This window comes from Caballeronia hypogeia (assembly GCF_001544875.2).
Taxonomy (GTDB): Bacteria; Pseudomonadota; Gammaproteobacteria; order Burkholderiales; family Burkholderiaceae; genus Caballeronia; species Caballeronia hypogeia.
This window is the reverse complement of record NZ_FCOA02000021.1, coordinates 13332-36499: the sequence shown is the minus strand read 5'-3', so window position 1 is coordinate 36499 and position 23168 is coordinate 13332. Positions and strand designations below refer to the sequence as shown.

The window sequence follows — 23168 nt, the reverse complement described above, 5'->3', positions numbered from 1 at the left end:
ATTAATGGAGACGAACATGAGCGAGACGATTCAACCTACCGCTTCGCGGCGCAACTTCATCAAGGCAGCGGGCGCGGGCACGGCGGCAGCCGCATTCGGCGCGGTGTCGCTGACGGCGCGCGCCGCGAGCGATATCAAGTTCGACGCGGAGTACGACATCGTCGTGTGCGGCGGTGGCGGCGGCGGATTGCCATGCGCGCTGTTCTCGCGCTGGCTCGGCAATCGCGTCGCGATTCTGGAGAAGGCCGGCAGCGTCGGCGGCACGGCGGCCAAGGCCGCGTTCTGGTACTGGGTGCCGAACAACGAACCGATGCGTCGCGCCGGCATCGCCGATCCGAAAGCGGACTACATGCGCTACGTCGCGCGTCTGTCGCGGCCCGAGCAATACGACCCGAGCTTGCCGAAGCTCGGCCTCTCCGACTGGGAGTACGAGATGTGCGAGGCGATCTACGACAGCGCCTCGCCTGCCGCCGAACTGCTCGCGAGCAAGGGCGCGCTGGTGTACCGGCATGAGGCGGCGGTGCCGGACTATTGGGCCGAGCTTCCCGAAGACAAGGCGCCGCGCGGCCGCGTGCTGTTTCCGAAAGAGGGCTTGCCGAGCATGTCCGATGGCGGGCGCGTCGCGATCCGCACCATGAGCGCGGCGGCGCGACGCGACGGCATCGACATCAAGACGGGCTATCGCGTGCAGAAGGTGCTGGTCGATGAAGCGGGCGCGGTGATCGGCGTAGAAGCGCTGACGGAAGAGGGCACGCTGTATCGCGTGCGGGCGAAGAAAGCGGTGATGTTCGCGACGGGCGGTTTCACGCACGACCCCGAGTTGCGCAAGAACTTCCTGCACGGCGCGGTCTACGGCGGCTGCGCCGCGCCCACGAACGAAGGCGATTTCGTGCGCATTTCCAGCGCGCTGGACGTGCAGTTGCGCAACATGAACTACTCGTGGATGGCGCCCATCTCGCTCGACAAGGCCATTGCGAAGGATGGCTCGCTCTCCGGCATCTTCACGCCGACGGGCGACTCCATGATCTACGTGAACAAGTACGGCAAGCGCGTGGTCAACGAAAAGCTCGCGTACAACGAGGTCTGCGCGACCTTCTCGCAATGGGACGGCGCGAAGGGCGAGTATCCGAATCTCACGCTCATCTCCATCTGGGATCAGCAGGCGCAGGACCATTGCGCGAGCGATGACTACGGCAGTCTCATCGTGCCGAAGGGATCGAACGACCGGCATGTGCTTCGCGGCAATACGCTCGCGGAACTGGCGAGCGCGATCCGCGAACGCATGACGAAGTACCAGAGCGCGCTCGGCAGCGCCAATCTCTCCGATGACTTCACGCGCAATCTCGACGCGACCATCAAGCGCTTCAACGGCTTCGCGAAGACGGGCGTCGATCAGGACTTTCATCGTGGCGAGCGCATCGTCGAGAAACTGTTCAACGGGCCGGTAAGCAAGAAAGCGGATCAGAAGAACGAGACGATGTATCCGTTTGCGGCGAAGGGACCGTATTACGCGGCGCTGATCGTCGCCGGCAATCTCGATACCAAGGGCGGTCCGAAAACGAACTCACACGGACAAGTGCTCGACACGCGTGGCACGCCGATCAAGGGTCTGTACGGCGTGGGCAATTGCGTGGCGTCGGCATCCGCGCGGGCCTACTGGGCGGGCGGCGGCACGCTCGGGCCGATCATCGCGTTTGCTTATCGCGCGGCGCGATCCGCCAATGGAGGTCAAGCATGATTCGCATGACAAAGTTGGTCGCAATGCTTGCTTTCGTGACCGGCGCGGCGCACGCCCAACAGGATCCCGTCGAACTCGGGAAGAAGCTCACGACCAACAACTGCGCGGTGTGCCACACCTTCGGCAAAGGCGAGCCGAACGGGCAGGGGCCGAACCTCTTCGGGATCATCGGCAGGCCACTGGCATCCGAGTCGGGCTTCAAGTACTCGGCGGGCATGAAGGCGGCCGCGACGGGCAAGGTATGGGACGAAAAGCTTCTCGATGCGTGGCTCACCGACACGCAATCCGTCGCGCCCGGCAACGCGATGACCTATTTCGAAGGCGATGAAGCGAGACGTCAGAAGATCATCGCCTATCTGCGCACACTGCATTGAATTGAACGGCTGAACCTCAGGAGACCAACATGAACCCCATCACGATGACCGACGAACAGCGCAAGATCATCGCGCTCGAATATCTGCGCAGACTCGACCGCGGCGAATCCTTCTTCGATCTGTTCGACGACCACGCCGAAGTCTATTTCCCGAAGTGGGGCATCGCGACAGGCCGCGCGGCCTTCGAGAAACTCTTCGCGGACCTGGGCTCGATCGTCGCGAAGTTCAAGCACGATCTCGCGTATCTCAACGTGATCCAGCAGGGCGACACCGTGGTCGTCGAAGGCACGAGCTACGGCGCGACGAAGCGCGGTGTGGAGTGGCGCGCGGGCGTCACGCATGCGGGCCGCTGGACCGATGTCTTCGAAATTCGCGACTTCAAGATCCAGCGCTGTTTCATCTATCTCGACCCCGACTACGAAGGCGCGGACACGCAACGCTATCCGTGGCTGGCGAAAGAAAACGCGCAAAAACACGCGCAAAACTAAGTACTTTCCCTAGGGTCGCGATCGAGCACGCGACGTTCGGAAAACGCGAACCTCGATTCATTGCCACGCGACCCTCGCAGCCCTAATCTTGATTCCGACGCGACACCGCGAACGTGAACGCAGACATGGAGACAGACATGCAACAGACTCAACTCGGCAGCCTCGAGAACTATCGCAAAGGCAGCATTGAAATCATCAAGGGACGTGCTGAACACTATGTGATGTCCAACGTGTTCGAAGTGGCGAGCCATTCGGCGCCGTATGAAAAAGTAGTGGTCGGCAAGAACCTCAAGTACGTGATCGAGACGCTTCGCGCGGAAGGCGTGTCGTCGTGGTTCAGCGCCTCGCACGATGAATTCGTGGTCGCGCTCGACGGCGAAATCGACGTGCACTTCATCAAGCCCTCCGATGGCCCGCTCGTCGGCGAACAGACGGAAGGCACGGTGATCCTCGAAGGCGAGCCGTCGGGTCAGAAGATGGGCTTCGTGCGTCTGCGTCGTGGTCATCAGGCATTGCTTCCGGCAGGCGCGGCGTACCGCTTCGAAGCGCGCAAGACTGGCGTGCTGCTCGTGCAGACGATCGCCGGTGCGGCGTCAGTCGAGAAATGGGCCGATATCTGCATCCACTGAACATCACCTACTTCCAGACTACGGAGCACACCATCATGGATCAGGCCGCATTCCTGCAAAGCGTCGTTGCCACCGACCCCGACGCGACCACCGGCTATCGCACCTTCAAGCTCGGCGATTTCGAATTCAGCCGCGACGCGTACTTCGTCACCGTCAAGTGGCCGGCGCAAGGCCAGACGCGCTCGCATCAGATGCACGCCGACGACTTCCTGCGCGCGATGATGCGCGACGTCGCGTGGGGCTTCTTCTACGGCTGGGTCAATTTCGACGAAGTGATCGGCACGCGCAATCATTACGGCAAGGTCGACATGTATGCGGGCGCCTATAACGCGAGCTTCCGCGATGCCGGCGTCGATTACACGCAGCAGTTCGAAACGCCGGTCATCATGGCGACCTTCAAGGCGATCCTGAAGGACTGGGTCAACGAAGGCTTCGATCCGTTCGCGGCGCCCGAGGAAACCGGCTCGGCATTCGGCGCGAAGCACGGCGACAACATCGCGGCGATCGACCGCATTCGCATCGCGACGAAGCGCATGCCGGGCCTCGAAGGCGACTCGCCGCTGCGCGACGACTTGCCGGTGAATCGCCAGTTCGCGGATGTATCGCAGGACGAACCCGAGATTCACGCGGAGCCTGGATTCGAAGGCCAGTTGCACGCGTTCAGCCTCTTCAAATATCTGTCGCGCTCGGACGTGACGTGGAATCCGTCGGTGACGTCCGTGTGCAAGCAAAGCCTCTTCTGCCCGACCACTGAAGAATTCGTGCTGCCGGTTTTTCATGGCAACGATCGCGTCGAATGGTTCCTGCAACTGTCGGATCAGATCATCTGGGACGTGGCCGACAAGGACACCGGCGAGCCGCGCGCGCGCATCACGATGAACGCCGGCGATATCGCCGCGATGCCCGCCGACATTCGCCACAAGGGCTACTCGCAGAAGCGCTCGATGCTGCTCGTCTGGGAGAACGCCACGCCCGATTTGCCGAAGCGCTACGAAAGCGGTGAGCTGCCGCCGTATCCGGTCGCGTTCTAAACCTTCACGTTGTGCCGCTTCACGACGGCGCCTTGCACACAGGCGTCGCGGGGAGGGCTTCGTCTTCAATCTTCGACACGAGCAAGACATGCAAACGCAACTCTTCATCGACGGCCGCTTCGTGCCCGCCCTGTCCGGCGAAACGCTCGCGACCCTGAATCCGCACGACAACAGCGAGATTGCGCAAGTCTCGATGGCCGGCCGCGAGGATATCGACCGCGCGGTGGCGGCCGCGAAAAAGGCATTTCCCGCCTGGAGCGCGATGGCGGCCGCGGATCGCGGACGCCTGCTGCTCAAGCTCGCAGATGCGATCGAAGCGAACGCCGACCGGCTCGCGCGCCTCGAATCGATGGACACGGGTCATCCGGTTCGCGACACGCGCAATCTCGACGTGCCGCGCACCGCCGCGACGTTCCGCTATTTCGGCGGCATGGCCGACAAGTTCGAAGGCTCGGTGATTCCGGTCGAAGCGGGCTTTTTGAACTATCTGACGCGCGAGCCGGTGGGCGTCGTCGGGCAAGTGGTGCCGTGGAATTTTCCGCTGATGTTCACGAGCTGGAAAATGGCGCCAGCGCTCGCGGCGGGCAACTGCGTCATCATGAAGCCCGCCGAACTCACGCCGTTATCGAGCCTCGCGATTGCCGAACTGATGGCGGAGGTCGGCTTTCCTCCGGGCGTGGTGAACGTGCTGCCGGGACTGGGGCATGTGGCCGGGCAATACATCGCGGAGCATCCGGAGATCGGCAAGGTCGCGTTCACCGGATCGACGGCGGTGGGGCGCAAGATCGTGCAGGCATCGAGCGGCAATCTGAAGAAGGTTCAGCTCGAGCTTGGCGGCAAGGGCGCGAACGTCGTGTTCAGCGACGCCAATCTCGACGCCGTCGTGCAAGGCTCCGCGTTCGGCATCTTCCATAACCAGGGGCAGGCGTGCATCGCGGCATCGCGATTGATCGTGCATGAATCCATCGCCGATGATCTGCTGGAGCGCTTCACGTCGCTCGCGCGCTCGATCCGCATCGGCGATCCGCTCGATCCTTCGACGGAGATGGGGCCGCTCACGTCGCAGATGCATCGCGATCGCGTGCTCTCGTATGTCGATATCGCGCGCGAGCAGGGCGGACGCGTGCTCTCGGGCGGCAAGGCGCCGGATGCCGCCGCGCTCGCGAAGGGTTGCTATGTCGAGCCGACCATCGTGCAGGCAAAGCCGACCGATCGCGTCGCGCAGGAAGAAGTGTTCGGTCCGTTCGTCACGGTCAGCACGTTCAAGAGCGATGAGGAAGGACTCGCGATCGCCAACGGCACGGAATACGGCCTCGGCGCGGGACTCTGGACGCGCGACCTGCAACGCGCGCATCTCTTCGCGCGGCAACTGAAGAGCGGCATGGTGTGGATCAACTGCTACAAGCGCGTGAGTCCGGGCTCGCCGTTCGGTGGCGTCGGCGCGAGCGGTTATGGCCGCGAAATGGGCTTCGAAGTGATGCGCGAATATACTCAGGCCAAGTCGGTGTGGGTGAACGTCGACGCCAACATTCCGCCTTACTATCCACGCTGAGCGCGTCAAGCGCATACAAAACCATGCAATCGTTCGTCTATCAGGGCATGCCGTCGCGTGTGGTGTTCGGTGCGGGGAGCATCGAACATCTCGAACGCGAAATCGATCTTCTGGGCGCGCAACGCGCACTCATCCTCGCAACGCCGCAACAGCGCGACCAGGCTGAAGCGCTCGCCGAACGCATCGGGCTGCGCGCGGCGGGCGTGTTTGCGAAAGCGGTGATGCATGTGCCCGTCGAAACCGCACGCGAGGCGCGCGACTATGCGGAACGCATCGGCGCGGATTGCGCGATCGCCATCGGTGGCGGATCGACGACCGGTCTCGGCAAGGCCATCGCGCTGACATCGTCGCTGCCGATACTCGCCGTGCCCACCACTTACGCCGGCTCGGAGATGACGCCCATCTACGGCCTCACCGAAGCGGGCCTGAAGAAGACGGGCCGCGACATGCGCGTGTTGCCGAAGACCGTGATCTACGACCCGGAGCTCACGATCAGCTTGCCCGCCGCGCTGTCGGTGACGAGCGGCATCAACGCGATCGCGCACGCGGCGGAAGGCTTGTATGCGCAGGACGCGAATCCCGTTGTGAGCCTGATGGCGGAGGAAGGCATCCGCGCGCTGGCGGAGGGCGTCGGAAGAGTGAGCGCGTGCCCCGTCGATCTCGAAGCGAGAAGCGAGTGCCTGTATGGCGCGTGGCTATGCGGCGCGGTGCTGGGCAGCGTCGGCATGGCGCTGCATCACAAGCTGTGTCACACGCTCGGCGGCACCTTCAATCTGCCGCATGCGGAAACGCACACCATCGTTTTGCCGCACGCGCTTGCGTATAACCGCGAGGCCGCGCCTGAAGCGATGCAACGAATCGCACGCGCGCTCGGGTCCGACGATGCGGCGCAAGGCGCGTTCGAGCTCGCGCGCAAGAACGGCGCGCCCACGGCGCTAAAGGACATCGGCATGAAGGAGAGCGATATCGATATCGCGGTGGATGTCGCGTTGAAAAGCCCGTACTGGAATCCGCGTCCGATCGAGCGCGCGCCGTTGCGTGCGCTGCTCGAAGCCGCATACGAAGGCCGTAGCCCCAACTGAGAGCGATGAAGATGAACGAGTCTCTTACGCAATCCGTGACCGAATCCTTCGGCGATTGCGCCGATGCGCGCACGAAGGACGTGCTCACCGCGCTCGTGCGCCATCTTCACGCGTTCGCGCGCGAAGTGAATCTGACGCACGATGAATGGCGGCGCGGCATCGAGTTTCTGACCGCCACCGGCAAGAAGTGCGATGGCATCCGGCAGGAGTTCATCTTGCTGTCGGATACGCTCGGGCTTTCCATCGTGCTCGACGACATCAACCGGCATCACGACGATGCGGCTACCGAAAGCAGCCTGCTCGGACCGTTCTGGCGCGACGGCGTGAGGGAGTCGGCGTTCGGCGCGAACATCGCGCAAAGCGACGGCGAGCCCACGTTCTTTCATGGCGTCGTGCGCGGCGTGAATGGCGAGGCGGTCGAAGGCGCGCTGATCGAAGTGTGGCAGACCGCGCCGAATGGTATGTATGAAGGCCAGGACCCGGAGCAGCCGGAAGGCAACCTGCGCGGTCGATTCCGCACGAATGCACGGGGCGCGTACGCGTTTCATTCGATCAAGCCGACGAGCTATCCCATTCCGACGGACGGACCAGTGGGTCAGATGCTGGTCGCGACGGGCCGTCATCCGATGCGTCCGGCGCATATTCACTTTCGCATAGACGCGTCCGGCTACGATCCACTGACGACCGCGCTCTATTCCGCCGACGATCCCTACGTGAAGTCCGACGCGGTGTTCGGCGTGAAGCCTTCGCTCGTGATCGATTACGTGCCGAAGGACGGCGGCTTCGAGGTCGCGCGCGATTTCACGCTGATCGCGAAGGAGCGGATGTGAACGCGTCGAAGCATGCCATCTGCGCGCTGCACGAGGTGCCCGATGGCGGCGGCCATGAAGCCGCGCCCGCGATTCTCGTGCTGCGTCGCGGCGATGAAGCGTGGGCGTATCGCAACGTCTGCCCGCATTTCTCGATTCCGCTCAACTACGAGCCGGACGCGTTCTGGACCTACGGCGGCGGCTTGCTCATGTGCGCGCATCACAGCGCGATGTTCCGCTTCGAGGACGGCGAGTGCATCGACGGGCCGTGTCTCGGTGCGCGTCTCGAACGCGTCGCGATTCGAATCGAAGACGGGCGCGTCGTGATCGATGACGAATCCATCACATAGGATGGGTCGCTACGAAGTTCTTGTATGCGCTATAAGCGGGTTTTTGCGTGACGCCGTCGTTCTTCAGCAAGCCGAACGGACCTTCGCCGGTCGGCGGATCGTCGTAGAGCTCGTAGCTCTGGATCGATTCGATATCGTAGGTTGACGCGAGCGCGACGAACTGCGCCATCATCCGGTTGCCGACGAGATAGTCCGCGATCTGCTGATCCGTGCCGAAGTTCGGACGCACGCCGAATTCGTTGATCCAGATGGGCTTGCCGAACTTCTTCAGCTCGGCGAGCACGTTGTGGCAGCCGGTGCCACCGCACGCGTTGGTGATGTCGCCCATTTCCGAGTACCAGTGCCACGCGGTGATGTCCCAGTCGACCTTGGGATGACCGATGCTGCCATCCGGCTCCATGCCCTGCGCGAGCATTTTGTTGAAGCCGTAATGCAGCCACGTTTCGCCGCCCATGACGATCTTGCCCGATGTATCCACGGACCTGATGCCCGCGATCATGCCGCGAATGACGCCGCGCATCATCCTGAACTTGGCCATGTCGTATTGCTGCGGATAGACGCCATCGACATTGCCGACGAGCGCCCCAGATCCGAGTTCGTTGGTGACTTCGTAGTATGGGTAGCGGCGCGAATTCGCGGTCGCCTGGCCGAGCGCGAAGCCCGCGTTGTAGGCCTCGTCTTCGTTGTTGACGAGATCGATGCCCATCAGCATGACGGGATAGATCGTCACGCCGCCCGCCGCCATGATCTGCGCGATGCCCGCGAGCTTGTTCGCGGTGCCCGGGCTGTACACCTCGTTGCGATAAAACTTCGCACCCAGATCCTGCAACTGCGCAAGCTGCAGCGCCGTGGAGGAGATGTCGTACGCTCCGCCCTCGTTGTTGTGGCCGTTGACGCCGTAGAAGAGGCGCGCGGTCTGCGGGGGTATCGGCGTGCTGGTGACGCTGGACGCCGCATCGGGCGCGCTTGCTGCGGGCGTGGATGCGCCGCTCGTGGCTCCCGTGTTCGTCGATGGCGCGTTCGCGGCGTTGCCCACGACCGCCGTGCTCGCCGTGGACTTAGACGTTCCCGTGTCGGCTGCTGCGGGCGTGGTCGTGGATGCGGTGTCCGTTGCAGGGACGCCCGCAACCGACGACGCCGATGCCGACGCGCTGCCGCTGCGCGCGGTGTCCGACGCCGAAGCGGCGTTCGTACTTGCACTGTCACTGCCGCCGCCGCCGCCGCAGGCTGCGAGCACGAGGCTCAACGCGGCGGCCATCGCCACGGCCTTGAAAGATCGAATGAAACGAAAAGCCGGATCACCGGTATGAACGAAGGTCGTCATTGCAACACGCGCTACTGAATGGTCAACATCGCTGTCCACGAAGTAGGCGCACGTCTCCCGGGTCGTCAGCCTGAAGCGAACGGACCGGTCATGGACCTTCATCCCGCGCGGGCGCGAGGACGTGTGGAATGCTCGTCGAAAGAACCCCTGAGAGCCGTTCCACGAGAGGTGCTGCTGGAAGGAAGGGGCGAAGATGAGACCGCATTCAAGCCGGTCTCAATAGGGTTTACGGAGGGGAGGCGGAAATCTTGAGATAAAACTTCCGCGCGAAAACGTTACGACGGAATAAATCCGGTCGTTCTTACGTGGACGATGTGCGATCGGCCCCGAGCGGCGCGCCGCCAAGAATGGAATTCGCGTCGGCGCGCGCGTTATCCAGTTGCACGACGCTCGCCTGCCGCGCCGCGAGGGCGTCGCGATTCGCGATCGCCGTGAAGATCGCCTTGTGACGCGGCAACGACAGCGCATGCGTGTTCGGATGACGGCTCGTGAGCTTGATCGACTCGGTCAGCGCAAGCGACAGCATGTTGCCGATGTACCCGAGCATGTCGTTATGCGTTGCCGTCATGATCGCGCGATGAAACGCGAGGTCGGGATCGAGCAGTTCGGCGGCGGTCTGCGCGCGTTCCATGCGCTCGAACGCAGCGCCTATGCGCGCAATGTCTTCGTCAGTGGCGGAGATGGCCGCGAGCGCGGCGGCGGCGGGCTCGATGATCTGCCGCACCGTCATGAGCGACTGGAAGAATTCGCCTTCGGGAAGATGGCTGATGGTCCACACCAGCACGTCGGGGTCGAGCATGTGCCACTCTTCGCGCGCGCGCACGACGCTGCCCACGCGCGGTTTCGACACGACCAGCCCCTTCGCGACCAGCACGCGCGTCGCCTCGCGCAGCACCGGACGGCTCACGCCATAGGTTTCGCACAGCGTGGGTTCGGCGGGCAGCCGCTCGCCAGGCCTGATGGCGCCACTCACGATCTGCATGCCGAGCTCCTGCACGATGCGTCCGTGCATGCTCTTGCGTTGCTTGGGATTGCGGTAATCCATGCGCTGCGGCTTGAAAGATATCTAATGCGCCGTGGTTGCGCGCATCGCCCGATATTCCCGCCTCACGATATCCATCAGCTCCGCGACCGATGTATTGGCGCTGCGCTGCTCGTAGGTCACGCGGCCGCGCTGCATCAGCATGATACGGTCCGCGATATCGAGCGTCTGCGCGTAGTTGTGCATGATCATGATGATCGAGAGCCCGCCTTTCTCCTTCAGGCGCATGACGAGATCGATGATAAGCGCGGCCTCGCGTGCGCCCATCGCGGCAAGCGGTTCGTCGAGCAGCAGGATCTTCGCGTTCGAATGCACCGCGCGCGCCACCGCGATGGCCTGCCGTTGCCCGCCGGACAAGCGCTCGACGGGCAGATCGACCGAAGGCACGTGCACGCCGATATCTTCGAGCAGATGCGCCGCGCGTTCGCGCATCTGCTTGTGATCGACGAGACGCAGGAGACTGGCCGGTCCGCGCCGCAGGATCTCGCGATTGAGAAACATGTTGTGGTAGATCGACAGCGAATTCGCGAGCGCGAGATCCTGATACACGCATTCGATGCCGAGTGTGCGCGCATGGTCGACCGACTTGAGCAGCGTTTCCTCGCCGTGCATGTGCAGCGTGCCGCTGGTCTGCTGATGAAAGCCCGTGAGGATTTTCACGAGCGTCGATTTGCCCGCGCCGTTGTCGCCGAGAATGCCGAGAATCTCGCCTTTGCCGAGCGTGAGCGACACGCCGTCGAGCGCCGTGACCGCGCCGAAACGCTTGACGAGATTGTCGCCGCGCAGCGCCAGATCCGCCGTGGAAACAGGAGCGGTTTGCGGTTCTGCCATCACCGTGCTCCCCTGCGGCGAATGCGGCCGACGTGAATATTGAAGATCATCGCGGCGAGAATCGCGGCTCCGAGAATGATGTTGAACGTGAACGCATTGATGCCGATGAGCGTGAAGCCGTCGCTCAGAATGCCGAGCACCGCGGCGCCCAGCAGACCGCCCACGATCGTGCCCGAGCCGCCCGTCAACGGCGTGCCGCCGATTACCGCAGCGGCGACCGCGAGAAACATGATCTGATTGCCGCCGGCCTGCGGATCGATGGATGTGATGCGAAAGCTTTCGAGCACGCCGGTGAAGCCCGCGAGCACGGCCGCGAGCACGAAGTTGCCGAGACGCAGCCGGTTCACGTGAATGCCCGCTTCGCTCGCGCCGAGCGGATTCGCGCCCGCCGCCTGCGTATGCAGACCCCAGCGCGTGTGCCGCAACAGCACGTGCATGACGAACGCGATCGCCACGGTCCAGATGATCTCGCTGTAACCCCACGCTCCCATGACGGATGCGAATTCGGGCGAGCCGGGCGTGGCGGCGGGTGTGCCGCGCGAAACCGTCAGCGTGATGCCGTTGATCAGAAACAGCGTGCCGAGCGTGGTCACGAACGAAGGCAGGCGCAGATACACGGTGACCGCCCCATTCACGAAGCCGATGATCGCGGCGGCGACGAGCCCTGCGATGACCGAAAGCCACATGGGCGCGCCCGCATCGTTCGCGAACACCATCATGAAAGGCGCGAACGCGAACACCATGCCCGCGGAAAGATCGATATCGCCGCCGATCATCAGCATGATTTCGCCGAACGCGATGATCGCCACCGGCGCAACATACTGCGAGAGATTGACGAGGCTCGCGTTGGAGAGCAGGAAGTCGTGATTGACGAACTGGAAATACGCCGCGAGCAGCACGGCGACCAGCAGGATGCGCAACTCGGGCGCCCAGTGTGACATCCACGCGCCGCGCGGACGCTCGATCCGCGCGGGCGCTTCAGCTTTACGAGGTTCGTTCGCTGTATTCATTACGACTTGATCGCGCCTTTCATCGGGACGATTTGCGGCTTGGTGGTCTTGCCTTCATAACGCGTCGACGTATTGAGGTACGGCTCGACCGTGTCCTTCGTCACGAACTTGAGACCCGTGTTGATGTTCGCGGGACCCACGAGACCGCCGGATGCCAGGAACACGAACGCTTCCATCACGGTATAGAAGCCCTGCACATACGGCTGCTGGTCGATGGTGAAATCGAGGAAGCCTTCGTGAATGAGCTGGATGGTCTGCGGCAGCAAGTCGAAGCCGCCGCCGTGCACGCCCTTCGACGGCAGGTTCGATTCCTTCATCACTTGCGCGACACCCTGCGTGCTGCCCGCATCGACCGCGAACATGCCTTTCAGGTCCTGATGGCCGAGATAGAAGGACTTGATCTTCGAAAGCTCTTCGTTGACGGTCGCGCCCGTGGCCACGGTCTGAATGTCGATCTTCTTGCCGGACTTCTTGATCGCGTCGCTCGCGCCATCCAGACGTGGCTGGATGTTCAACTGCCCCGGCGTCGCGATGAACAGCGCGACCATGCCGCTGTCGATCAGGCTCGCGATGCGCTCGCCCATCTGATAGCCAGACAGATACAGATCCTGGCCGATATACGCGAGACGCGGATTGCTCTTGCCGCGCGGCGCATCGGCGTTGTAAGCGAATACGGGAATGCCTGCGTCGAGCGCCGCCTGGATCGGCTTGTCGAATGCATTCGGATCGACGATAGGCACCGCGATCGCATCGGCTTTCGCGGCGATCGCTGAGTTCACCGCGCGCACCATTTCGCCCGCATCCGACGTGGCCGAGCCGGTCCACTGATAGTCCATGCCGAACATGGAGCACGCGTCCTGAATGCCATATTGCGTGGGGACGAAGAACGGATTCGTCGTCACGTGATTGACGAACACGATCTTCCATTTCTTGTGCTGCGGAAACGCCGCTTCGGCCGCCTGCGCGGACGAGATCAGGCCGCCCGTGCCCGCGACGCCGCCGAGCAGCGACAGCGCGGCGCCAAGGCCCGCGCCCTGCATGAGCCCGCGCCGGCCCGAACTGATGAGGCTGTTGCCGTCCTTTGCGTCGTCATCCCGATTCTGCGCCATGTGTTCCTCCGGTCTCTTCTTCGTTGGTCGATGGGTCGACTCATGCGTCGATCGCGTTCAGATACTGGGTTTTCACGGCACGTCATCCGCCTGCGCCTTTCATGATCGAAAGGCGAAACAGCCGCGGATGACGATGCGAACAAATGTGCGAGAGGATGGTTCGAGAAGCGCGCGTTTTCAACTAGTAATTGGGATATGCGTATCCCGCGCGTCGACTTCAATAGACAAACTATATGCAGTGTGTTTTGACGTTTCGATTAGCGTTTTCCCGGTACGTGCTGTCCATATAGTCATGCTATTTATAGGTCTTTCTCACAGAGTGAGCAAAACCATGAGCGCCCCTGAATCGAAACCCAAGCTTCGCTCGGCAGCCTGGTTCGGCACCGCCGACAAGAACGGCTTCATGTATCGAAGCTGGATGAAGAATCAGGGCATTCCGGATCACGAGTTCGCGGGCAAGCCGATCATCGGCATATGCAATACGTGGTCCGAACTGACGCCATGCAATTCGCACTTTCGCAAGCTCGCCGAGCACGTGAAGCGCGGCGTGTTCGAGGCGGGCGGCTTTCCTGTCGAGTTTCCGGTGTTCTCCAACGGCGAATCGAATCTGCGGCCCACCGCGATGTTCACGCGCAACCTCGCGAGCATGGACGTGGAGGAAGCGATACGCGGCAATCCCGTCGATGCGGTCGTGCTGCTCGTGGGCTGCGACAAGACCACGCCCGCGCTCCTGATGGGCGCGGCAAGCTGCGATGTCCCGGCGATCGTCGTATCGGGCGGCCCGATGTTGAACGGCAAGCACGAAGGGCGCGATATCGGCTCGGGCACGGTCGTGTGGCAATTGAGCGAGCAGGTGAAGGCGGGCAAGATTTCGATTCACGAATTCATGTCGGCGGAAGCGGGCATGTCGCGTTCGACGGGCACCTGCAACACCATGGGCACCGCATCGACAATGGCGTGCATGGCCGAAGCGCTCGGCGTCACGCTGCCGCACAATGCCGCGATTCCCGCCGTCGATTCGCGCCGTTACGTGCTCGCGCATCTGTCGGGCATGCGGATCGTCGAGATGGCGCTCGAGGACTTGCGGCTCTCGAAGCTGCTCACACGCGAAGCGTTCGAGAACGCGATCCGCACCAACGCGGCGATCGGCGGTTCGACCAATGCGGCGATCCATCTGAAGGCGATCGCGGGGCGCATCGGCGTAAAGCTCGAACTCGACGACTGGACGCGCATTGGCCGCGGCACGCCGACGCTCGTCGACTTGCAGCCTTCGGGGCGCTTCCTGATGGAAGAGTTTTATTACGCGGGCGGTTTGCCTGCCGTGCTGCGGCGTCTGGGCGAAGCGAAGCTGATTCCGCATCCCGATGCGCTCACCGCGAATGGCCACACGTTATGGGAAAACGTGAAGGACGCACCGCTCTATAACGACGAAGTGATTCGCCCGATCGCGAAACCGCTCGTCGCCGATGGCGGCTTGTGCGTGCTGCGCGGCAATCTCGCGCCGAACGGCGCGGTGCTGAAGCCATCGGCGGCGACGGCGGCGCTTCTCAAGCATCGCGGCCGCGCGGTGGTGTTCGAAGACTTCGACGATTACAAGCGCCGCATAGCCGATCCCGATCTCGATGTCACCGCCGACTCCGTGCTCGTGATGAAAAACTGCGGGCCGAAGGGTTATCCGGGCATGGCGGAGGTCGGCAACATGGGCTTGCCGCCGAAGCTTCTGGCCCAGGGCGTGACGGACATGGTGCGTGTGTCGGATGCGCGCATGAGCGGCACCGCGTATGGCACCGTGGTGCTGCATGTCGCGCCGGAAGCGCGGGCGGGCGGGCCGCTCGCCATCGTGCGCGACGGCGACTGGATCGAGCTCGATTGCGACAGCGGCACGCTGCACATCGACATTGGCGACGATGAAATCCGCGCGCGTCTTGATGCGTGGGCCGCGTCACGCGAGGAGATTCCGGAGGATCGGACGGGTTATCGCAAGCTCTATGTCGAGCACGTGCTGCAAGCCGACGAAGGCTGCGACTTCGACTTTCTCGTCGGCTGCCGTGGCGCGGAAGTGCCGAAGCATTCGCACTGAGCCGCTACTTGCGCGGTGTCCATGTGGCGATGGCGACGCCGAGCACCGCGACGCCCATCGCCCACCATGCCATTGACGGAAGCACTTCGCCGAGAAAGAAATAAGCGAGCACGGCGGCGGCGGGCGGCACGAAGAAGAACAGCGACGCCACTTGCGAGACCTTGCCCGCGCGCGTCATCGCGAGCAGCAGCGTGATGGCGATCAGCGAATTGCCGATCACGAGATACGCGAGCGTTGCGACGAGCGTCGGCGTCCATTGCACTTGCGTGTGCTCGAAGGCGAGCGCCATGGGCGCGCAGAACACGAAGCCGACGCTGTACTGCACGAGATTCGACGTCAGCGGGTCCTGCGCCGTGCCGAGGCGCTTTTCATAGAGCATCGCGCCGGTGATGCCGATGAGCGCGCCCACCGCGAGCAACACGGGCCCGAGCGATTCGGCATGCAGGGGCCCGCGCGCGACGATCACGCCCGCCGCGCCAGCGAGTCCGAGCAGCAGACCGGCCCAACGCCGCGCGCCAATGCGTTCGCCCACGAACTTCGGCGCGAGCACGCCGACGAGGATCGGCTGCAACGACACGATCAACGCGAGCACGGAAGTCGCGATGCCCGCCGTCATCGACAGATAGCTCAGGCCGAAGTACATCACCTGCACGAGAAAGCCGACGACGACGAGATGCGTCCATGCGCGCGCGGTGCCTGGCCATTGCGGGCGCTTGAACATGCATACGGCAAGCAGCACGCCGACGCTCAGCGCGAAGCGTATCGACAGGAAAGTCAGCGGCGACGCATAGTGCAGGCCGGTCTTCGCGATCGGAAATCCCGCCGACCAGAGCAGCAGAAATATGACGGGGCCGAAGGTCGTGAGCCAGCGGCGCTCGCGCTGGCTGGATGTGCCCCGTTCCCGATCGACCTGCGGCGCCTGCGCCATGTCTCGCGTCCTCGTGGTTGTGTGCCTGTCGATTGTAGTGTTCGCGACGTCGACGGCGAAGTGTGCGACATTCTCCGCTGGTGGATCAAACGGGAAGAACAATGAACGACAAGCTCGACATGGCGCCCGACAGCACGGCGGCGCGCGTCGCGATGTGGCGCGCGCTGCACGTCGAGGCCGACGCGCCGCCACATGTGCTCGACGACACCATCGGTCTTGCAATGCTCGCGCCCGAGGCGAACTGGCGCGAGCGCGGCGATATGAACCCGCAGTTCACGCGGCCCTTTCGCGCATCGATCGTCGCGCGGGCGCGCTTCATCGATGATCTCGTCGTGCAGCAACAGAGTGATGGCGTCACGCAATATGTGATCCTGGGCGCGGGTCTCGACAGCTTCGCGCAACGCAGGCCCGAGATTGCGTCGCGTCTCACGATCTTCGAAGTCGATCAACCGGGGCCGCAGGCGTGGAAGCGTCAGCGTCTGAACGAGCTGGGCTTTGGCGTGCCGGACTGGCTGCGCTTCGTGCCCGTGGACTTCGAAGCGGGCGAGTCGTGGCGCGAGAAGCTCGTGACAAGCGGCTTCGACCAGGACAAGCCTGCGGTGATCGTGTCGACCGGCGTCAGCATGTATCTGACGAAGGAAGCGAACGCGGCCACGTTGCGCGAAGTCGCGGGCTTCGCTCCGGGATCGACGTTCGCGATGACCTTCCTGCTGCCGCTCGAACTCGCGGACGCCGAGGTTCGCCCGGGTCTGGAGATGGCGGAGAAGGGCGCGCGTGCGAGCGGCACGCCGTTCATCAGCTTCTTCAGGCCCGCGGAGATTCAGGCGCTTGCGCTCGACGCGGGCTTCAGGGACGCTCGGCACATCCCGGCTGCGGATCTGACGCAACGCTACTTCACCGACAGAACAGATGGGCTGCGTCCGCCGGACAATGCGGAAGAGCTGCTCATGGCGAATACATAGGCCTGTCATGCCCAAGATCGATCTCAGCGCCGTGCCCGAGGTGAAGGGCTCGGGCTATCCGCCGCCTTTCGATGCGCGTTGCGCCGAACGCATTCGCCAGCGTTTAGGCGAGGCTGGCGGGCTCGCGGACTTCGGCGTCAATCTGATGCATCTGCCGCCGGGCGGCTGGTCGAGTCAACGTCACTGGCATTCGCACGAGGACGAGTTTGTTTATGTTCTGGCAGGCGAACTGGTGCTGATCGAGGACGATGGCGAAACGACGTTACGCGCTGGTGATTGTGCGGCGTTTCCGAAGGGAACCGGCAATGGCCATCACATGGTGAACCGGTCGCGGGCGCCCGCGATGTATCTGGAAGTCGGCAGCCGCGTGTATGAGGACCTCACGACCTGCTCCGATGTCGACATGATGAGCGCGAATGCCGACGGCCGATTCGTGCGCAAGGATGGGACGCCGATCGAGCGGCCCTGACCCTCCGCTTCACTCCGCGACACGCACCGCAACCTCGGCGGCGAGCAGACTCTCGCTGATCCATTCGGGCGGCGGTGCATCGGTGAAGAGCGCGTCGATCTGATCCAGATGCCCGAGCTTCACGAGCGCGGCGCGGCCGAACTTGGAATGATCCGCGACGAGAAACACCGTGCGCGACTGTTCGATGATCGCCTGCGCGACGCGCACTTCGGCGATATCGAAGTCCCTGAGCGTGCCGTCCTCGTCGATGCCCGAAATACCGATGATCCCGAAGTCCACCTTGAACATCCGGATGAAATCGACGGCCTGTTCGCCGACCACGCCTTTGTCCCGCGCGCGCACCTTGCCGCCCGCGACGAGCAACTCGGCGTCCGATTCGTCCGCGAGAATGTTCGCGACATTCAGGTTGTTCGTGATCACGCGCAGGCCGGTGTGCTGACATAGCGCCCGCGCGACTTCCTCGGTGGTCGTGCCGAGGTTGATGAAAAGCGTTGCGTGATTCGGAATCTCGGAGGCGACGCGCTTCGCGATGCGCCGCTTCTCGTCGAGATACATCTGCTGGCGCGCCGTGTACGCGGTGTTCTCCGAACTCGTCAGCGCGCTCGCGCCGCCGTGATAGCGGCGCAGCAGATTGCGCTCGGACAGCCAGTTGACGTCCCGGCGAATGGTTTGCGGCGTGACCTGGAATTGCGCGGCGAGATCGTCGATGGTCGCGAAGCCGTCGCGGGCGACGCGGTCGAGCAGGGCCCGCTGGCGGCCGTTGAGTGCTTGATCGGATGTCATCGATTTGCGCAAAATCGAAAAAAAATGAAAATAATCGAGGGGCGAGTGTACGACGAAACGCGCCACAGACCAACGAAAGACGCGCAATATGCCACTTTTGTCCGCGAAACAGCGGACTTTTCGCGTTCCGCGCCCGATGCTAGGATGTTTGAAAACGAATTCGAAGATTCATTTTCGAACATCAAATGAACCGGCAGCCTGGAGCGGCGGCATGAGCCACCCACGTTTTATTCTCGCGCTCGATCAGGGAACGACGAGTTCCCGCGCGATTCTCTTCGACCGCGCGGGCCGCGTCAGCGCCAGCGCGCAACGCGAGTTCGCGCAGCATTTTCCGCAGCCCGGATGGGTCGAGCACGATCCCGCCGACATCTGGCAATCGCAGCTGGCCGTCGCGCGTGACGCGATGCGCGAGGCGGGCGCGCAGGCCGCGGATATCGCGGCGATCGGCATCGCGAACCAGCGCGAAACCACGCTGCTGTGGGACCGGCGCACGGGCGCGCCCGTTGCGCCCGCGATCGTCTGGCAGGACCGCCGCACCGCTGCGCACTGCGCGCGGCTGATCGAATCCGGCGCGCAGGCGCTGATCGCGCGCAAGGCCGGCCTGCGCGCCGATCCGTATTTCTCCGCGACCAAGCTCGCATGGCTGCTGGACAGCGCGCCGGACCTTCGCATGCGCGCACGGCGGGGCGAGCTGGCGTTCGGCACGGTCGATAGCTGGCTCGTGTGGCAACTGAGCGGCGGCCGCCGGCACGTCACGGATGTGTCGAATGCCTCGCGCACTGCGCTGTTCGACATCCACGCCTGCGCATGGGACGACGAGCTGCTGTCGCTCTTCGACATCCCGCGCGCCGTGCTGCCCGAAGTCGTGCCTTCGAGCGGCATGATCGCGCATACCGATGCCGCGCTGTTCGGCGCGCCGATACCCATCACCGGCGTCGCCGGCGATCAGCAGGCCGCGACGTTCGGTCAGGGCTGCGTCGAACCCGGGCTCGTGAAGAACACCTACGGCACCGGCCTCTTCATGCTGATGAACACCGGCGCGCGCCCCGTCGCGTCGACACACGATCTGCTGACGACCATCGGCTGGCAACTCGACGGCGCGCGGACCTATGCGCTCGAAGGCGCGGTCTTCATGGGCGGTGCGATCGTCCAGTGGCTGCGCGATGGGCTCGGCATCATCGAGAGCGCGGCGCAGGTGAGCACGCTGGCGGCGCAATGCGCGTCGAGCGAAGGCGTGGTGCTCGCGCCTGCTTTCGCCGGACTGGGCGCGCCGTACTGGGACCCGTGGGCGCGCGGCACGCTGCTCGGCATGACGCGCGGCACGAATCGCGCGCATGTCGCACGGGCGGCGCTCGAAGCCATCGCCTTGCAGACGGTCGATGTGCTCGTCGCCATGGAGGCCGACGCCGGCATCGCGGTGAGCGAGTTGCGCGCGGACGGCGGCGCATCGCAAAGCGATCTGCTGATGCAGATTCAGGCCGACCTGCTCGATCGCCCCGTCGTGCGTCCGGCGGTCACCGAAACCACGGCGCTGGGCGCGGCCATTCTCGCGGGCATCGGCGCGCGGTTCTGGGCGCACCGCGACGAACTCACGGGCGCGTGGCCCGCCGCGCGGCGCTTCGAACCCGCCATGCCGCGCCACGAACGCGAGGCGCATATCGAGCGATGGCATCGCGCCATCGACCGCGCCCGCGCGTGGGAGCGCCCCGCCGAACACACCGCCTGCACGAACTGACATGCAAACCAGAACGCCCGACACCCGCGCATCGCTGCTGCGCGAACTGGACCAGAACCCGCTTTTCGACGTCGTCGTGATCGGCGGCGGCGCGAGCGGCCTCGGCACGGCGGTCGATGCGGCATCGCGCGGCTACCGGACCTTGCTGCTGGAAGCGCGCGACTTCGCCAAGGGCACCTCCAGCAAAGCCACCAAGCTCGTGCACGGCGGCGTGCGCTATCTCGCGCAGGGCAATATTCCGCTGGTGCGCGAGGCGCTGCGCGAGCGTGGCCTGCTCGCGCGCAACGCGCCGCATCTGGTGCATGCGCTCGGTTTCATCGTCCCGGCCTACAAGGGCGGCGACAGGCTCGTGTACGGCGCGGGCCTCAAGATCTATGACTGGCTCGCCGGCTCGCTGAACCTTCGCGCGAGCCGCAGTCTCGGCCTGGCCGAAACGCGCGAACGTTCGCCGATGCTCGCCGCGAGCCTGCACGGACGCGCGCTGCGCGGCGGCACGCTCTACTTCGACGGCCAGTTCGACGACGCGCGTCTCGCCATCACGCTGATGCGCACGCTGTTCGATCTCGGCGGGGTCGCGCTGAACAATGCGGCCGTGCGCGGAATCGACTTCGATCGCGCGGCGGGACATCATCGGCTCGCGGTGGAAGACGCCGAAACCGGCGCGCGTTTCGCGGTGAGCGCGCGCTGTCTCGTCAATGCGGCGGGCGTGTGGGTGGATTCGATCCGCGCGATGGCCGAGCCGGGCGCGCGTCCCATCGTGGCGCCGAGCCAGGGCGTGCATCTGACCTTGCCCGGCCGCTTCCTGCAAAGCCGCGACGCGATTCTCGTGCCCCGGACGAAGGACGGCCGCGTGCTGTTCATCGTGCCGTGGCACGGCCACGCGATCGTCGGCACGACGGACACGCCGCGCCGCGACTTGCCGCTCGATCCGCAGGCGAGCGACGAGGACATCGACTTCATTCTCGCGACGGCGGCCGATTATCTGTCCGACAAGCCCACGCGCGATGACGTGTCGAGCGTCTGGGCCGGTCTTCGGCCGCTCGTGAAGGACGAGGGCAGCGCATCGACGGCGGCGCTTTCGCGCGAGCACACGATCGTCATGAACGCGACGGGCATGATCACCGTGACCGGCGGCAAGTGGACGACGTATCGCCTGATGGCGCAACAGGTGCTCGATCTCGCCGTGACGAAGCAGTTGCTGCCCGCCGCGCCGTGCCGCACGGCAACGCTGGCGCTGCACGGATCGACAGCGGAGCAGCGCGGCCAGTACGGTTCCGACGCCGCGCTCATCGAGCGGCTGCCGGGCGCCGACAAGGTGCTGATCCCGGCGAGCGGCCTGACCGAGGCGCAGGTCCGTTTCGCGGTCCGCGCGGAGCTTGCGCGCGATGTGGAGGATGTGCTCGCGCGGCGCAATCGCGCGCTGTTTCTGGATGCGGCCGCCGCGCGCCGCGCCGCGCCGGAAGTCGCGCGGATCGTGGCGGAGGAGCTGGGCAAGACGGCGCAGTGGCAGGCGGCCGAAGCCGAACGCTTCGACGCGTTCGCGCGCCGCTGGATGCTGTCGTGACATCGGCGAAGCGTGAGAGGCACGTCGCCGGTGTCATCGCGCAGCGAAGTCAGAACGCGTGGCGGATGCCGAACATGGCGACGAATTGCGACGGCCCCGACGAAGGCGTCGTGTTTTGCGAGTCTCCGACGACCGCCACCGCATTCGCGATGAGCGTGCCGCCCGCGCCGCCGCCCGCGACGAGCGACTTGCCGCGCGCCCGCTGATACGCCTGCAGCGCATAGAACGTGGTGCGCTTCGACAGATCGTAGGTTTCCTCGAACGAAACCTGGTGATACTGCGCCGGGTCGGCAATCCCGTTCGCCTTGCTCGCGCGCGTATAGCCGTACCCCGCCGCGACATTCACCGCCGGCGTGAAGCGATACGTGGCGATGAAGCCGTAGCTGTTGAACACGGCCGTGTCGGTGAAGCGCGAGCCTGAACCGGGCGCGTACTGCACGTTCGAGTAGTTCACGCCGAGCATCAGATTCCGGTACGTGTAGCGCGCGGCGGCCGCGATCAGTTGCGCGCTTTGCGCGCTCGCATAGCCGTTGTTCACGGGCGAATTGATCGCGTAGGTGCCCAGGGCGGGGCTCGTCGAAATGTCCTTCAGCTTCACGTAACCCGCTGCGATCGACACCGGCCGATAGTCGTAGCGCAGCGCGGCGCTCAGGTTGCCGCCGCTCGCGACGCTGCCCGGCACGCCGCCCAGCGCGTATTGCGCGCTGAACGCGAGACCCCCGATGGCCGGCGACGCATACGTGATCGAGTTGTTGAAGCGCAGCGTGGTGTCGAGCGCATCGACATCGCCTGGATGCGCGCCGGTCGCGCCGGTCAGCACGCCCGTCGGACCGAGCGCGCCGACCATGCTGAAATAAGGCGTGTACTGGCGGCCGAGCGTGAGCGTGCCGTACCGGTCGTTGGCGAGGCCCATGTAGGCCTGCCGGTTGAAGATCGTTCCCGGGCTGCTTTGCGCGCCCGTCAGTGAGTTGAAGCCGCTTTCGAGCCGGAAGATCGCGCGCGTGCCGCCGCCGAGATCCTCGGCTCCCAGCAGCCCGAACTTGCTCGCCTGCAGATTGCCCTGGCTCATGTAGATGCTGGAATGCCCGCGCTGATCGTTGACATACGCGAACGCGTTATCGACGACGCCATACAGCGTGACGCTGCCTTGCGCCGCGGCCGTGCCGGAAAATGCCGCGGCGGCGAGAGAAAGGGACGCGAGCGCCCCCGCGCCGGTCCGGGCGCGTTTCGAAGACTTCATTGCTGGTCGTTTTCCTTGTGTGTTCGATGTGCGACGTG

At 64.3% G+C, this 23168-nt stretch carries 22 protein-coding genes; 14 read left to right on the top strand and 8 right to left on the bottom strand.

The features are described 5' to 3' along the window. The first annotated feature begins 16 nt into the window (after positions 1–16). From AWB79_RS25680 to AWB79_RS25640, 9 genes are all read left to right on the top strand, one after another. Positions 17–1738 (top strand): FAD-dependent oxidoreductase, encoded by a 1722-nt coding sequence (locus AWB79_RS25680; protein ID WP_061170337.1) that lies wholly within the window; start codon positions 17–19, stop codon positions 1736–1738. Positions 1739–1743: 5 nt separating this feature from the next. Then, the gene (locus tag AWB79_RS25675) at positions 1744–2112 is read left to right on the top strand and encodes a c-type cytochrome (RefSeq protein ID WP_232471012.1); all 369 of its coding nucleotides are present in this window, start codon (positions 1744–1746) and stop codon (positions 2110–2112) included. Between the two features lie 29 nt (positions 2113–2141). Beyond that, complete coding sequence (locus AWB79_RS25670) at positions 2142–2600, top strand: nuclear transport factor 2 family protein (protein ID WP_061170250.1); 459 nt, start codon at positions 2142–2144, stop codon at positions 2598–2600. Positions 2601–2737: 137 nt separating this feature from the next. Then, complete coding sequence (locus tag AWB79_RS25665; protein WP_061170336.1) at positions 2738–3229, top strand: cupin domain-containing protein; 492 nt, start codon at positions 2738–2740, stop codon at positions 3227–3229. Positions 3230–3264: 35 nt separating this feature from the next. Continuing rightward, positions 3265–4260 carry a hypothetical protein gene (locus AWB79_RS25660; protein WP_061170335.1) on the top strand — a complete coding sequence of 332 codons (996 nt, stop codon included), beginning with the start codon at positions 3265–3267 and terminating at the stop codon, positions 4258–4260. An 88-nt stretch (positions 4261–4348) separates the two neighbouring features. Continuing rightward, positions 4349–5812, top strand: coding sequence for an aldehyde dehydrogenase family protein (locus tag AWB79_RS25655; protein ID WP_061170249.1), 1464 nt, complete (start codon positions 4349–4351; stop codon positions 5810–5812). Between the two features lie 23 nt (positions 5813–5835). After that, on the top strand, positions 5836–6894 hold the full coding sequence (locus tag AWB79_RS25650) for a maleylacetate reductase (RefSeq protein ID WP_061170248.1): 1059 nt from the start codon (positions 5836–5838) through the stop codon (positions 6892–6894). A gap of 11 nt (positions 6895–6905) precedes the next feature. Continuing rightward, on the top strand, positions 6906–7724 hold the full coding sequence (locus AWB79_RS25645; protein WP_061170333.1) for an intradiol ring-cleavage dioxygenase: 819 nt from the start codon (positions 6906–6908) through the stop codon (positions 7722–7724). Beyond that, positions 7721–8053 (top strand): Rieske (2Fe-2S) protein, encoded by a 333-nt coding sequence (locus tag AWB79_RS25640; RefSeq protein WP_061170247.1) that lies wholly within the window; start codon positions 7721–7723, stop codon positions 8051–8053. The genes AWB79_RS25645 and AWB79_RS25640 overlap by 4 nt, the downstream gene beginning before the upstream one ends. On the opposite strand, the gene AWB79_RS25635 is transcribed toward AWB79_RS25640, so the two are convergent. From AWB79_RS25635 to AWB79_RS25615, 5 genes are all read right to left on the bottom strand, one after another. Further along, complete coding sequence (locus AWB79_RS25635; RefSeq protein WP_232471011.1) at positions 8046–9377, bottom strand: glycoside hydrolase family protein; 1332 nt, start codon at positions 9375–9377, stop codon at positions 8046–8048. The genes AWB79_RS25640 and AWB79_RS25635 overlap by 8 nt on opposite strands. 301 nt (positions 9378–9678) lie before the next feature. Next, positions 9679–10422: a FadR/GntR family transcriptional regulator gene (locus tag AWB79_RS25630; protein ID WP_061170246.1), complete on the bottom strand. Its 744-nt coding sequence runs from the start codon at positions 10420–10422 to the stop codon at positions 9679–9681. A 21-nt stretch (positions 10423–10443) separates the two neighbouring features. Continuing rightward, positions 10444–11250, bottom strand: coding sequence for an ATP-binding cassette domain-containing protein (locus AWB79_RS25625; protein WP_061170245.1), 807 nt, complete (start codon positions 11248–11250; stop codon positions 10444–10446). Next, positions 11250–12260 (bottom strand): ABC transporter permease, encoded by a 1011-nt coding sequence (locus AWB79_RS25620; protein ID WP_061170244.1) that lies wholly within the window; start codon positions 12258–12260, stop codon positions 11250–11252. The genes AWB79_RS25625 and AWB79_RS25620 overlap by 1 nt, the downstream gene beginning before the upstream one ends. Then, the gene (locus AWB79_RS25615) at positions 12260–13369 is read right to left on the bottom strand and encodes a sugar ABC transporter substrate-binding protein (protein WP_061170243.1); all 1110 of its coding nucleotides are present in this window, start codon (positions 13367–13369) and stop codon (positions 12260–12262) included. The genes AWB79_RS25620 and AWB79_RS25615 overlap by 1 nt, the downstream gene beginning before the upstream one ends. 331 nt (positions 13370–13700) lie before the next feature. Between AWB79_RS25615 and AWB79_RS25610 the strand changes: the two genes are divergently transcribed. Beyond that, positions 13701–15449 (top strand): IlvD/Edd family dehydratase, encoded by a 1749-nt coding sequence (locus AWB79_RS25610; protein ID WP_061170242.1) that lies wholly within the window; start codon positions 13701–13703, stop codon positions 15447–15449. 4 nt (positions 15450–15453) lie between these two features. Here AWB79_RS25610 and AWB79_RS25605 read toward each other — a convergent pair whose 3' ends face one another. Beyond that, positions 15454–16377 (bottom strand): DMT family transporter, encoded by a 924-nt coding sequence (locus AWB79_RS25605; RefSeq protein WP_061170241.1) that lies wholly within the window; start codon positions 16375–16377, stop codon positions 15454–15456. A 101-nt stretch (positions 16378–16478) separates the two neighbouring features. Here AWB79_RS25605 and AWB79_RS25600 point away from each other — a divergent pair, with 101 nt between their 5' ends. Together AWB79_RS25600 and AWB79_RS25595 are read left to right on the top strand one after the other, a co-directional pair. Next, complete coding sequence (locus AWB79_RS25600) at positions 16479–17339, top strand: class I SAM-dependent methyltransferase (protein WP_061170240.1); 861 nt, start codon at positions 16479–16481, stop codon at positions 17337–17339. A gap of 7 nt (positions 17340–17346) precedes the next feature. Next, positions 17347–17808: a cupin domain-containing protein gene (locus AWB79_RS25595; RefSeq protein WP_061170239.1), complete on the top strand. Its 462-nt coding sequence runs from the start codon at positions 17347–17349 to the stop codon at positions 17806–17808. Positions 17809–17817: 9 nt separating this feature from the next. Here AWB79_RS25595 and AWB79_RS25590 read toward each other — a convergent pair whose 3' ends face one another. Beyond that, on the bottom strand, positions 17818–18591 hold the full coding sequence (locus AWB79_RS25590; RefSeq protein WP_061170332.1) for a DeoR/GlpR family DNA-binding transcription regulator: 774 nt from the start codon (positions 18589–18591) through the stop codon (positions 17818–17820). Positions 18592–18802: 211 nt separating this feature from the next. On the opposite strand from AWB79_RS25590, the gene glpK reads away from it, so the two are divergent. Further along, positions 18803–20326, top strand: a complete 1524-nt coding sequence (gene glpK, locus AWB79_RS25585) for a glycerol kinase GlpK (protein ID WP_061170238.1) — start codon at positions 18803–18805, stop codon at positions 20324–20326. A gap of 1 nt (position 20327) precedes the next feature. Further along, on the top strand, positions 20328–21890 hold the full coding sequence (locus tag AWB79_RS25580; RefSeq protein ID WP_061170237.1) for a glycerol-3-phosphate dehydrogenase/oxidase: 1563 nt from the start codon (positions 20328–20330) through the stop codon (positions 21888–21890). Between the two features lie 49 nt (positions 21891–21939). Here the strand turns inward: AWB79_RS25580 and AWB79_RS25575 are convergent, their stop codons facing one another. Beyond that, positions 21940–23130, bottom strand: coding sequence for a porin (locus AWB79_RS25575; RefSeq protein WP_061170236.1), 1191 nt, complete (start codon positions 23128–23130; stop codon positions 21940–21942). Positions 23131–23168: the final 38 nt, after the last annotated feature.

What these genes read in the sequence shown, in the direction of transcription:
- AWB79_RS25680 (WP_061170337.1), top strand. Translation starts at nt 17, where the DNA reads ATGAGCGAGACGATTCAACCTACCGCTTCGCGGCGCAACTTCATCAAG.
- AWB79_RS25675 (WP_232471012.1), top strand. Translation starts at nt 1,744, where the DNA reads ATGACAAAGTTGGTCGCAATGCTTGCTTTCGTGACCGGCGCGGCGCAC.
- AWB79_RS25670 (WP_061170250.1), top strand. Translation starts at nt 2,142, where the DNA reads ATGAACCCCATCACGATGACCGACGAACAGCGCAAGATCATCGCGCTC.
- AWB79_RS25665 (WP_061170336.1), top strand. Translation starts at nt 2,738, where the DNA reads ATGCAACAGACTCAACTCGGCAGCCTCGAGAACTATCGCAAAGGCAGC.
- AWB79_RS25660 (WP_061170335.1), top strand. Translation starts at nt 3,265, where the DNA reads ATGGATCAGGCCGCATTCCTGCAAAGCGTCGTTGCCACCGACCCCGAC.
- AWB79_RS25655 (WP_061170249.1), top strand. Translation starts at nt 4,349, where the DNA reads ATGCAAACGCAACTCTTCATCGACGGCCGCTTCGTGCCCGCCCTGTCC.
- AWB79_RS25650 (WP_061170248.1), top strand. Translation starts at nt 5,836, where the DNA reads ATGCAATCGTTCGTCTATCAGGGCATGCCGTCGCGTGTGGTGTTCGGT.
- AWB79_RS25645 (WP_061170333.1), top strand. Translation starts at nt 6,906, where the DNA reads ATGAACGAGTCTCTTACGCAATCCGTGACCGAATCCTTCGGCGATTGC.
- AWB79_RS25635 (WP_232471011.1), bottom strand. Translation starts at nt 9,377, where the DNA reads ATGACGACCTTCGTTCATACCGGTGATCCGGCTTTTCGTTTCATTCGA.
- AWB79_RS25630 (WP_061170246.1), bottom strand. Translation starts at nt 10,422, where the DNA reads ATGGATTACCGCAATCCCAAGCAACGCAAGAGCATGCACGGACGCATC.
- AWB79_RS25625 (WP_061170245.1), bottom strand. Translation starts at nt 11,250, where the DNA reads ATGGCAGAACCGCAAACCGCTCCTGTTTCCACGGCGGATCTGGCGCTG.
- AWB79_RS25620 (WP_061170244.1), bottom strand. Translation starts at nt 12,260, where the DNA reads ATGAATACAGCGAACGAACCTCGTAAAGCTGAAGCGCCCGCGCGGATC.
- AWB79_RS25615 (WP_061170243.1), bottom strand. Translation starts at nt 13,369, where the DNA reads ATGGCGCAGAATCGGGATGACGACGCAAAGGACGGCAACAGCCTCATC.
- AWB79_RS25610 (WP_061170242.1), top strand. Translation starts at nt 13,701, where the DNA reads ATGAGCGCCCCTGAATCGAAACCCAAGCTTCGCTCGGCAGCCTGGTTC.
- AWB79_RS25605 (WP_061170241.1), bottom strand. Translation starts at nt 16,377, where the DNA reads ATGGCGCAGGCGCCGCAGGTCGATCGGGAACGGGGCACATCCAGCCAG.
- AWB79_RS25600 (WP_061170240.1), top strand. Translation starts at nt 16,479, where the DNA reads ATGAACGACAAGCTCGACATGGCGCCCGACAGCACGGCGGCGCGCGTC.
- AWB79_RS25595 (WP_061170239.1), top strand. Translation starts at nt 17,347, where the DNA reads ATGCCCAAGATCGATCTCAGCGCCGTGCCCGAGGTGAAGGGCTCGGGC.
- AWB79_RS25590 (WP_061170332.1), bottom strand. Translation starts at nt 18,591, where the DNA reads ATGACATCCGATCAAGCACTCAACGGCCGCCAGCGGGCCCTGCTCGAC.
- glpK (WP_061170238.1), top strand. Translation starts at nt 18,803, where the DNA reads ATGAGCCACCCACGTTTTATTCTCGCGCTCGATCAGGGAACGACGAGT.
- AWB79_RS25580 (WP_061170237.1), top strand. Translation starts at nt 20,328, where the DNA reads ATGCAAACCAGAACGCCCGACACCCGCGCATCGCTGCTGCGCGAACTG.
- AWB79_RS25575 (WP_061170236.1), bottom strand. Translation starts at nt 23,130, where the DNA reads ATGAAGTCTTCGAAACGCGCCCGGACCGGCGCGGGGGCGCTCGCGTCC.